We start from the raw sequence: 7,896 nt of genomic DNA on the forward strand, positions 1-7,896 counted from the left end.
GGTTCCACGAGACGGTCTATCGGCCGACCGCGGCGGCGGTCGCCGAGCGTCCCGAGCGTATGGAGGCGATCCTCCGGACGACGTTCGTCGGTCCCAGAATCGAGTCGGACGAGCTCTCCGCGGAGGCCGACCGGATCCTTCGACGGGCGGTGGGAGACGAGTACGGCGAGCCGTACCCGTACTCCGACGCCTACGCCGAGCTCCTCCGCGCGCTCGACGCGCGCCCCTACCTCGACGGCGGTATCCGGAACGACGCCGGCGTCCTCACGGACAGGAAAGGGATGATCCGATACGGCGACGACTACTACGAGCGGGAGCTTCGCCTCTCGGGCGGCGACTGACCGGGCGGGACGCGTCTCGGGGACGGGGGCGTCAGCGCGCCGCCTCGTACGCCTCGGCCATCACGTCGAGCGCCTCGCGGAGCCGCTCCTCGTCGGTCGCGTACGAGACCCGGGCGTGGCCGGCCCCGTTCTCGCCGAACGCCTCGCCGGGGACGACGACCACGCCGCGGTCGAGGCACTCGTCGACGAACCCGTCGGGCACGCGCGGCATCGCGTAGAACGCGCCCTGCGGCGTCGGGCAGTCGAGGCCGATGTCGTCGAACCCCTCCAAGACGATGTCGCGGCGGCGCTCGAAGGACGCGGTCATCTCGTCGACCACGCCGCGGTCGCCCCGCAGCGCGGCCTCGGCGGCGTACTGGGCCGGCGCGGAGGCGCACGCCTGCGCGTATTGGTGGACGCGCAGCATGCGCTCGACGCGCTCGGCGGAGCCGTACACCCAGCCGAGCCGCCAGCCCGTCATGGAGAACAGCTTCGAGGCGGAGTTGACGACGACGACGTTGTCCGTCTCGGCGAACTCGATCGGCGAGTGGTGTTCGCCGTCGAACACCGTGTACTCGTACACCTCGTCGGAGAGGCAGAGCACGTCGTGTTCGTCGGCGATGCGTGCGAACTCCCGGACGTCTTCCTCGGAGGAGACCGCGCCCGTGGGGTTGCCGGGAGAGTTGACGACGAACGCCGCGGTGTCGTCGGTGATGGCGTCCTCGATCGCGGCCGGGTCGATAGTGAGGTCGTCGCGGAGCGGCACGGGAACGGGCTCGCCGCCCGCCAGCTTCGTCAGCGCGTCGTAGGAGACGAACCCCGGATCGGGGATCAACACCTCGTCGCCCGCGTCGACGTGCGCCTCTAGGACGATGTGGAGCGCCTCGCTGCCGCCGGCCGTCGCGATGACGTTGCCGGGGTCGAGGTCGATCCCCTGATCGGCGTGGTGCTTCTCGGCGATCGCCTCGCGCAGCGCGGGCGTACCCTTGTTCTCGGTGTAGGCGTCCGCCTTCCCGGACTCGATCGCGTCGACCGCCGCTTCGCGGGCGTGGGGCGGCGTCGGGAAGTCGGGCTGGCCCAGCCCGAGGTTGATCGCGTCGTCGCCGGCCGCCTCGAACACCTCGCGGATCCCGCTTATCGAGATCCGTTCGACCCGCTCGGAGAACGTCGTCATACCGTTTGAACTGCGCCGCCGAGAGTTAGTTCTTGTCACGTCCGGGCGGGCCGCCGGCCGCGAGGGGCCGCGCGGCGAACGGGGCTGGCCCTCGACACCGCCGCCGCTCACCACCGCCGCCGCTCCCAGACCGGGCGACGCCCCTCGCGGCCCGCGTCGCGTCGGACCCGTCCGTCGTCGTCGGTGGGCAGCGCGAACCGCCCTCGGAGGATACTCGGGACCTCTTCGGGGTGCGCGCGCAACAGCGCGTCGTCGACCACGCGGAGCCGGAGCATCGGTCTGCCAGGGCCCATGGGCACCTTGATCGACTCGATCAGCTCCCGATCGACGAGCGCCCGACGGTCGCCGGTGAACTCCTGTTCGGGCGCGATCCCGACGCCGTCGACCCCGACCCACCGCCGGAGGTCCCGGAAGAGGTGGTCGTGACGCGCCGCGAGCGCGACGAGGAGCGTGCGGTCGGATATCTCGGTCGTGCGACCGAACGCCCCGATGTCGAGCGACTCCAGCAGGACCGCCACGTCGTCGGCGAACCGGTCGTCGAGGACCTCCCTCGCGGCCGCGAGGAGGCTGGTCCGCGAGGGCATCCCGACCGGCCCCGCCGTCGCCGCCTCGAACCGCGACGCGGCTGTCGCGCGGACTCCGTCGACCGCCTCCGGACCGTCTCCGACCGCCGTCGTCGCGAGCGAGCGGTCGCCGCGGGGGCCGACGACGGCGTCGACCCCGTCGGGACCCGCGAACACGGTCCCGCCCGCCCCGTGGTCGAGCGGCTCCCCGGTCCGGATCCGTATCTCGTCGCGCTCGACCGCCTCGGCGACCGCGGAGCCGAGGACCAGCGCGCGCGAGAGGGCGTCGACGACCCCGGGGCGACACGCGACCCGCCACGGCGCTCCCGACGAGCGCTCGCGAGCCGCCAGCACCGCCGGGAGGAGCCGGAGCGGGACGCCGACGGCGACCACCGCGGACCGGCCCGCGAGCGCGGTCTCGACCGACTCCGCGAGGGGATCCTCGTCGCGGGGGAAGACGTCCGCGACCTCGGGGCCGCCGTCGACGCCGTCGTGGTCCGCCGCGGAGCCGTCGGTCGCGCCGTTCGCGGCGGCGTCGGTCTCGGCCTCGTCGTCGGACACACAGTCGGTAACCGGCGCGATCAGAAAGAGGGTTGCGCCCGGCGCGGTGCGATGGCCGTCGGACGAACGGCGCGGAGGTGCCGGAGCGGGGAGAGCGGCGCGCGACCGCCTCAGGGGGCGCGCGCGAACAGGAGGTAGCCGGTGTGGCCCACGCCGGCGGTGGAGGGGCGGGAGCCGCGGTCGGAGAAGTCCATCTCGCGCTGGATCGTTTCGAGCGTCTCGATCTCGGAGAGCCCCGCCTCGCGGGCGGCGAGGGCCGCCTCGCGGGTCCCCTCGACGAACGGCGAGTAGACGGCGAGGTGGCCGCCGGACGCGAGCAGGTCGTCCGCGCGCTCGACGACCGCCGGGGCGTCGCCGGTGTCGAGGGTGAGGACGTCGAACGACCCCTCCTCGGCGAGCGCGTCCAGCGACTCGGTGAGGTCGCCGGTCCGGACGTCGACGCGGTCGGCGACGCCGGCCGTCACCATGTTCGCGCGGGCCACGTCCCCGAACTCGTCGTCTACCTCGTAGGTGGTGACGTCGGCACCGGCCCGGCCGAGGTACGCGGCGAGGATCCCCGTCCCGGTGCCGGCGTCGAGGACGCGGTCGCCGCCAGATGCGCCGGTGTGGCCCATCACGAGCCCCACGTCGCGCGGCATCATCGGCGCGCCGGTGCGGTCGAGGTGGTTGAACAGGTCGGGGCCGCGGAGCGCGCGGACCTCGAAGACGGTGCCGAGGTGCGTCTCGACCTCGTCGCCGGCCGCGACGTCGTCGGGGACCTCGATCACGCCGAGGTCGGTCCCGAACTCCTCGCCCGGCTCCAGCAGGTATTCGCGGTCCTCGTGGACGAGCAGGTACGCGGCGTCCGTCACTGCAGGTCCGAGATCGCCCGCGCGGGCTCCCCGTTGGCCGCCTCCAGCGCCTCCCGCGCCGCTTCCTTCGAGACGCCCGCCTGCTGGGCGACCAGCTTGACGTCCTCCTCCGGGATGCCCTCGTCCTCGCCGTCGTCCTCGGCTTCGATTGCTGCCGCGTCCGTGTCGCCCTCGACCGCGGCCGCGCCGCCCGCGTCGGCCACCGAGTCGGGCGAGCCGACGATCTGGTAGGTCTCCTGGCCTTGGGCGTCCATCTTGGTGACCTGCGCGCCGTCGAAGACGAGGTCGTCGCCGTCGGCCGTCTCGATGACGACCCGCTCGGCGTCGAGCTCCTCGACATCGATCCCCATCTGTTTCATCATCTGTTTCATCTTCCGCGGATTCATTCCGCCGCCTCCGAACATGCCCGATCCTTCGGCCGGAGGATACAAAAAGGGTGTCGACACGGGCCGAGAACCCGCCGCTCGGCGGGAACCGGGTTCGGCCGGTGGCGGCGAACCCGACCGCGACGGCGGGGTTGATACGTGTCGCGCGCGAGGCGGCGGTATGTACCTCGCGGACCACACTTGGCCGGAGCTCGGCGACGCGCTGTCCCCCGGCTCCGTCGCGCTCGTCCCGCTCGGCTCGACCGAACAGCACGGGCCCCACCTCCCGCTCGCGACCGACCACCTGATCGCCGAGGGGCTGGCGACGGCGGCCGCGGAGCGCTCGGACGCGTTCCGGACGCCGACGATCAACGTCGGGGTCAGCCCGCACCACCGGCAGTTCCCGGGGACGATGTGGGTCGACCCGCCGGAGTTCCGCGACTACGTGGAGTCGTTCACGCGGAACCTGGCGTACCACGGGATCGACCGCGTGGTGTTCGTGAACGCCCACGGGGGCAACGTCCAGCACCTCCGGGAGGTCGGTCGGCGGCTCCACGAGGACGAGGTCGCCTACGCCGTCGAGTGGATGTGGGACGAGTCGATCCCGGACCTGGTCGACGACCTCTTCGAGCGCAACGGCCCCCACGCGGGCCCCAAGGAGACGGCCATGGTCACCCACCTCGCCCCCGACCTCGTCCGCGAGGACCGGCTCGAAGACGCCCGCGACGGCGGGCTCCCCGACCTCGCCGACGCCGAGACGACCGTCCACGGAGCCCGGACGTTCTACGACGCGGTCGACAACTCTCCGAACGGCGCGTTCGGGGACCCGACCGACGTGACGCCGGAGAAGGCGGAGCGCCTGTTCGAGGCGGCCGCCGACCGGCTCGTCCAGTTGGCCGAGTGGATCGGCGACCGCGACGCCGACGAGCTGTTCCCGGAGCCGCGGATCGAGCGGGAAGAAGGGAGTCGCTAACCGCCGTTGGAACGCTTTCGGGGCCCTCGTTCGCCGCCGAGGTCGTCCCCGAGGGTCTCTCGGAGCGCGGCGTCGGCCGCCTCGCGTCGGCCGTCGAGGACCGCGAAGCGCTCGCCGCGGCGGCGTTCGAGCCAGCGCAGCAGGTGAGCCGCCCAGTCGAGTTTCCGCGCCTTCATCGGGTCGACGGCGGGGTCGTCGAACTCCCAGCCGGGGAAGACGAGTTCGCCGGCCCCGACGTGGTCGGCGAGGAAGGCGGCCCGGTCGCCGTCGGTGAACCCGCCGGTGTTCCGGACGGGCCCGACGGGGGCCGCCTGCGTGGTCGCCAAGGTCCACTCGTCGGCGAAGCGCGGGAGCCACTCGCGGACCGCGGGGAGGTTGTCGCCGTGGGCGTGCGCGGCGACCGGGGTTCCCTCCCGAGTCAGTTCCGCCGCCGTTTCGGGGTTCTTGTCGAGGTCGGTCACCATACAGTCGACGGCCACGCCGCGGTCGGCGAGCACGTCCGCGGCCGTCGAAGCGGCCACCACGACATCGGCGTCGCGGGCGAGCGCCGCGTCGTCGGCGAGGCGGGGGGCCGCGCCCGCGACAGCGACCGTCTTCCCCTCCCAGTCGCCGAGGCGGTCGAGCGGGAACGGCGTCGCGAGGTCGGCGGCGACGTCGCGGACGCGCTCGTCGGCGGCGCGGCCGAAGCCGAAGTCGTCGAGGATCGCCTCGTAGACGGGCTCGAAGGTGTCGAAGTTCACGGCGACATCACGCTCTGAGCGACCGCCGCACTCGCCGCAGAGCGGCCCTGCCGCTCGCCGGTCGATATATGGTATGGGCCGGAGTGGCACAGAGTACCCCTACCCGCGTGCCCCTCCAGCGTCCGGTCGATCGGTTGTTTACACGAGGGCATAAACTTTCTCTTAACTCACGTGTCGGTCGATATCCGCGAGCGCGACATCGAGCGGCTCCGAGACCCCGGATACCGCCTCACGGACCGAATCGATGGCCGCGGGCGTGCCGACGAGGATCCCCCGCCCGTCGCCTGCGGGCTCGTCGCCGCCGTCCGTCGCCGAGTGAGCCGTCGCGACCGCGGCGCGGTTCGCGTCGCCGAGCGCGAACGCCGCGCCGGTCGCGTCGCCGCCGACGGTCGCGGCGCGCAGCGCGCCGATCGCCTCCTCGTCGAGTCCGGAGAGCTCGTAGGTGCGAACGACGGCGCTGTCGGCGACCGCGTTGCTCCCCTGAGTCGCCCCCGCCGCGCCGATCCGGTCGAGGTGCCGCTCCGCCTCGCCGACCGTCGTCACGTCGAGCTCCTCGACGGAGACGGCGTCGTCTCCGCGTCCGGCGTAGCGGTCGCGCGCGAACTCCGCGCCGATGAGGGCGGCGTCGCGCGTCTCGGCCACGTCGTGGGTGCGGATCACGTGCGCGCCGCGCTCGACCGCCATCGACGTCGCGGCGAGCGAGACCGGGAGCGCCTCCTCGGTGCTGCGCCCGGCGACCGTCCTGAGGAAGCTCTTGCGGTTGATCGAGACGAGGAGCGGCCGGCCGTACCCCCGGAACTCGCGGAGGCGGTGGAACGTCTCGCGGTCGTCCTCGTGGGTCTTTGCCTCGGACCAGCCGCCGAACGCGGGGTCGAGGATCGTCTTGTCGGTGAGGCCGTTCATCGAGAGCGCCTCGTAGATGTCGTCGACGTCCTCGATCGCGCCCGGTCGTTCGAGGTCCGGCGGCGAGGCCATCTTCGACACCGCCACGTCGTGCTCGCGGCAGACGCGGGGCATCTCGGGGTCGGCGAACCCGCAGATGTCGTTGACCATGTCGAAGCCGCGAGCGAGCGCCTCGTCGGCGACCTCGTGGTAGCGCGTCTCGATCGACCAGACGGCGTCGCCGGAGGTCGATTCGAGCGTCTCGATCGCGGTGTCGAGCCGGTCCAGCTCCTGCTCGGCGGAGAGCACGTCGAGGTCCTTGTTGGCCGATTCGAGCCCGACGTCGACGATGTCGGCCCCCTCGCCGATCAGTTCCTCGTCGACGTACGCCGCGGCCTCGCCGGGGTCGTCGTACACGCTGGGGTCGTACGGCGACTCCTCCGAGACGTTGAGCACGCCCATGATCCGGGGCGGGTGGTCGTCGCCGATCCCGAGCCCTGCGGCGTCCACGTTTCGCATACGATCCCCACGGGCGCGAGCGACATAAACGGGGCGAGTACCCGACGCGCTCGCCGGGGAACTGACGGCGAGAGCTTCCGCCGCGCGGCCGCCGGTGACGATGGCGGTCCTTGCCGGTCGGGCGGCACTTATCCGCGAGCCGCTCGTCTTCGCGATCATGATCGCGCTGTCGCGGGAGGCGTACGACGATGTCGTCCACCACGCGTACGAGGGGGGCGAGGCGGAGGTCTGCGGCGTGCTCGCCGGGAGTCGCGGGGAAGACGGAGCGCCGGCCGTCGTCAGCGACGCGCACCGGGCGGAGAACGTCGCCGACAGACCGCAGATCCGATACCGCATCGATCCCGAAGAGCAGCTCAAGCTCATCGAGGCGATCGAGGGCGACGGGCTCGACGTGGTCGGCTTCTACCACTCGCACCCGGCGGGCCCGACCCGCCCGAGCGAGACCGACGCGGCGCGGGCGACGTGGCCCGACCGCTCGTACGTGATCTGCGCGCTCGACGGCTACCCGTTCGTCGGGTCCTGGCGCTGGCGGGGCGACGAGGCGGGATTCGAACGCGAGACCGTCTCGGTGCGGTCCGAGCGGTGACGCCGCCGGGCGTCCGAGCCGGAGGGCCGAGGCGCAGTCGACCCGGCCGCGACGTCGGTCGGTCGCCTCGGTCGTCGGCCCGAGCGACCGCCCCTTCCCGGGGCTATCTAAAGATCGAAGCGTAGCGAGTCGCCGACCGCGACGCCGTGACGGTCGGTCCACTCGTAGGGGACCTCCAAGACGTACTGGCCGGAGCCAGGATACCGCTGCTCTTCGCCGTCCTCGTTCGGTCCCGGCTCCGGCGCGTTGTGGATCCGGGTGATCTCCCGGTCGCCGTCGACGTAGACGATGTCGATGCCGAAGCTCATCCGACGCATCACGTAGGTGAGGGTATCCCGAGGCGCGTCGTAGACGAACAGCAT

At 72.5% G+C, this 7,896-nt stretch carries 9 protein-coding genes and 1 pseudogene; 3 read left to right on the forward strand and 7 right to left on the reverse strand.

Annotated features, from left to right (window positions below; all coding sequences use genetic code 11):
- A pseudogene (locus C464_RS11560) lies at nt 1-341 on the forward strand (hypothetical protein); the annotation flags it as partial.
- A 31-nt stretch (nt 342-372) separates the two neighbouring features.
- Here C464_RS11560 and C464_RS11565 read toward each other — a convergent pair.
- From C464_RS11565 to C464_RS11580, 4 genes are all read right to left on the reverse strand, one after another.
- Complete coding sequence (locus C464_RS11565) at nt 373-1,494, reverse strand: pyridoxal phosphate-dependent aminotransferase (RefSeq protein ID WP_006113886.1); 1,122 nt, start codon at nt 1,492-1,494, stop codon at nt 373-375.
- 107 nt (nt 1,495-1,601) lie between these two features.
- Nucleotides 1,602-2,618: a transcriptional regulator TbsP domain-containing protein gene (locus tag C464_RS11570; protein ID WP_006113887.1), complete on the reverse strand. Its 1,017-nt coding sequence runs from the start codon at nt 2,616-2,618 to the stop codon at nt 1,602-1,604.
- A 110-nt stretch (nt 2,619-2,728) separates the two neighbouring features.
- Complete coding sequence (locus C464_RS11575; protein WP_006113888.1) at nt 2,729-3,469, reverse strand: methyltransferase domain-containing protein; 741 nt, start codon at nt 3,467-3,469, stop codon at nt 2,729-2,731.
- Entirely contained in the window at nt 3,466-3,873 is a 408-nt protein-coding gene (locus C464_RS11580; RefSeq protein WP_006113889.1) for a nascent polypeptide-associated complex protein, read from the reverse strand. Before C464_RS11580 ends, C464_RS11575 begins: the two co-directional genes overlap by 4 nt.
- 142 nt (nt 3,874-4,015) lie before the next feature.
- On the opposite strand from C464_RS11580, the gene C464_RS11585 reads away from it, so the two are divergent.
- Entirely contained in the window at nt 4,016-4,807 is a 792-nt protein-coding gene (locus tag C464_RS11585; protein WP_006113890.1) for a creatininase family protein, read from the forward strand.
- Here the strand turns inward: C464_RS11585 and C464_RS11590 are convergent.
- Both C464_RS11590 and folP read right to left on the reverse strand, forming a co-directional pair.
- On the reverse strand, nt 4,804-5,547 hold the full coding sequence (locus C464_RS11590) for a 6-hydroxymethylpterin diphosphokinase MptE-like protein (RefSeq protein WP_006113891.1): 744 nt from the start codon (nt 5,545-5,547) through the stop codon (nt 4,804-4,806). The two genes, C464_RS11585 and C464_RS11590, sit on opposite strands and share 4 nt — an antisense overlap.
- A gap of 162 nt (nt 5,548-5,709) precedes the next feature.
- Complete coding sequence (gene folP / locus C464_RS11595) at nt 5,710-6,948, reverse strand: dihydropteroate synthase (RefSeq protein ID WP_006113892.1); 1,239 nt, start codon at nt 6,946-6,948, stop codon at nt 5,710-5,712.
- A 157-nt stretch (nt 6,949-7,105) separates the two neighbouring features.
- Here folP and C464_RS11600 point away from each other — a divergent pair, with 157 nt between their 5' ends.
- Nucleotides 7,106-7,534, forward strand: coding sequence for a desampylase (locus C464_RS11600; protein ID WP_049911103.1), 429 nt, complete (start codon nt 7,106-7,108; stop codon nt 7,532-7,534).
- 107 nt (nt 7,535-7,641) lie between these two features.
- Here the strand turns inward: C464_RS11600 and C464_RS11605 are convergent.
- Nucleotides 7,642-7,896, reverse strand: a 255-nt coding sequence (locus C464_RS11605; RefSeq protein WP_006113894.1) for a DUF192 domain-containing protein, incomplete at its 5' end; no start/stop codon positions are given.

The organism is Halorubrum coriense DSM 10284, assembly GCF_000337035.1.
GTDB lineage: Archaea > Halobacteriota > Halobacteria > Halobacteriales > Haloferacaceae > Halorubrum > Halorubrum coriense.

Coding starts and splice junctions, on each gene's coding strand:
- C464_RS11565 (WP_006113886.1), bottom strand. CDS start 1,494: ATGACGACGTTCTCCGAGCGGGTCGAACGGATCTCGATAAGCGGGATC.
- C464_RS11580 (WP_006113889.1), bottom strand. CDS start 3,873: ATGTTCGGAGGCGGCGGAATGAATCCGCGGAAGATGAAACAGATGATG.
- C464_RS11585 (WP_006113890.1), top strand. CDS start 4,016: ATGTACCTCGCGGACCACACTTGGCCGGAGCTCGGCGACGCGCTGTCC.
- folP (WP_006113892.1), bottom strand. CDS start 6,948: ATGCGAAACGTGGACGCCGCAGGGCTCGGGATCGGCGACGACCACCCG.
- C464_RS11600 (WP_049911103.1), top strand. CDS start 7,106: ATGATCGCGCTGTCGCGGGAGGCGTACGACGATGTCGTCCACCACGCG.